Origin of the sequence: Saccharothrix hoggarensis (genome assembly GCF_042678885.1) — a bacterium.
Classification (GTDB): domain Bacteria; phylum Actinomycetota; class Actinomycetes; order Mycobacteriales; family Pseudonocardiaceae; genus Actinosynnema; species Actinosynnema hoggarensis.
Window position 1 is genome coordinate 1 of sequence record NZ_JBHTLK010000478.1, and the last position, 1,444, is coordinate 1,444.

A 1,444-nucleotide genomic window follows, 5' to 3' on the forward strand; every position below is an offset into this window, starting at 1 on the left:
GGGCGTGCGCGGCCGCCACCTCCGCGCGCAGCCGCTCGACGGCGGGCGAGTCCAGCCCGGCCAGCCGCCCCGGCAACGGGTCCAGCAGCTCCAGCCGCCGCGCCCACGCCTCGCGCACCTCGGTCAACACCGCCATGACCTGCGCGTACTGCTCCTTCATCCGGTCCACGAGCACGCCGAGCGCGACCCGTTCGCCGACCACCGCGGGCCCGGTCAGGGTGCGCACCGGCACGGGCCGCTCGTCCAGCACCACGACCGGCTCCGTCACCAGGCGGGCCACCTCGTCGGGGCCGGGCGCCGCGTCCACCCGCGCCAGGACCTCCCGGTAGGCGTCGAACCACTGCCACAGCAGCACCATCGCCGGGCCGATCTCGCGCCACCGGTCACGGGTCGCGCCGGTCGTCGCGCCGCGCAGCAGCCCGTGGCCGGGGTGGTCGTCCATCGCGAGCAGCGCCTCGGCGATCCGCTCGCCCTCGGCCCGCAGGCGAGCCAGTTCCTCCCGCGCGAGCTCCCGCCGAGCCGCCTTCCCCCGAGCCGCCTTCCCCCGGGCCGGTTTCCCCTCGGCCGGTGTCCGCCGGGCCGAGTCCTCACGGGCCGCATCCCGTCGGGCGTCCACGTCAATCCCGGTACACGGCGGCGGGCGGAGCCGGGGGAGCGCCCAGCCACCGCCGGTGGATCGACGCCCACGTGCCGTCCGCCCGCAGCCGCTCCAGCAGCGCGTTGACGAACCGCACGAAGTCCTCGTCCGGCTTGCGGAACGCCATCCCGTACGGCTCGGCGGTGAACTGCGGGCCCACGACCTTCGTGTAGGGATCCTGGGCGGCGAACCCGGCGAGGATCGTGTCGTCGGTCGAGATCGCGTCCACCTGGCCCTGCTGGAGCATCACCAGGCAGTCCGTCCAGTTCGGCACGGACACCGCGATCGGCCCGGACGGCGCGTTGGCCACGTTCACCAGCGAACTCGACCCCTTGGTCGCGCACACCCGCTTGCCGCCCAGCGCGTCGATGCCCGTCACGTCGGAGTTCGACGGCACCAGCACCCGCTGCCCGGCGTGGTAGTAGACGGTCGAGAAGTTCACCTTCTGCCACCGGTCGCACGTCACCGTCATGGTGCGCACGACGATGTCCACGTCGCCGCGCTCCAACGCCGGGATGCGCTCCTCCGACGTCAGCACCTTGAACTGGATCGCGGCCGGGTCGCCGAGGATCGCCCGCGCCACCTCGCGGGCCATGTCGACGTCGAAGCCCTCCAGCTCGCCGGAGAACGGGTTGCGGAACCCCATCAGGTAGGTGTTCTGGTCCACGCCCGCGATCAGCCGGCCCCGCGCCTGCACGCGGGCCATGGTCGTCCCCGCGGGCATCTGCCCGGCCGGCGGCAACGGGCCCACGGGGCGCAGGCTCGCCGTCGGGTCGCACGACGCGGGCGGCACGGCGACCGTGGACG

At 74.5% G+C, this 1,444-nt stretch carries 2 protein-coding genes; both read right to left on the minus strand.

Annotation, left to right across the window (positions count from 1 at the left end; translation table 11 throughout):
* Positions 1 to 616 (minus strand): hypothetical protein (locus ACFQ3T_RS36580; protein ID WP_380730748.1); only part of this gene is annotated, 616 nt, incomplete at its 3' end.
* 1 nt (position 617) lies between these two features.
* The coding region (locus ACFQ3T_RS36585) for a glutamate ABC transporter substrate-binding protein (RefSeq protein WP_380730750.1) at positions 618 to 1,444 on the minus strand (827 nt) is incomplete at its 5' end.